The organism is Streptococcus suis, assembly GCF_024509555.1.
GTDB lineage: Bacteria > Bacillota > Bacilli > Lactobacillales > Streptococcaceae > Streptococcus > Streptococcus suis_AD.
The window spans coordinates 1-235 of record NZ_JAMWEL010000103.1 but is presented as its reverse complement, the minus strand read 5'-3'; the positions used below and the strand labels follow the sequence as shown (position 1 = coordinate 235).

Annotated in this window: 1 pseudogene; it reads right to left on the bottom strand. The window is 49.4% G+C overall.

The annotated features are described in order from the left end of the window. A pseudogene (locus NF418_RS10515) lies at nucleotides 1-235 on the bottom strand (hypothetical protein); the annotation flags it as partial.

Sequence of the window (235 nt, the reverse complement as noted above, 5' to 3'; positions counted from 1 at the left end):
TCACCACATCACCCTTAACAGGCACGTAAGGAATCAAGGTATCCTCACCTGGTGTTTCTGGTGTTGGTGGAACGTAGCCCTTGCTTGGATCTTCTGGATCAACAGGTTTCAACGGTGTATTGTCCTTCGGATCGACTGGGGTGTAACCCGGTACGTGCGGAATGACTGGTTGATCTGTTGTCGGATTGGTTGGAATAGACGGAATTTCCTTATCTGGCTCAGTTGGGTCAAATGG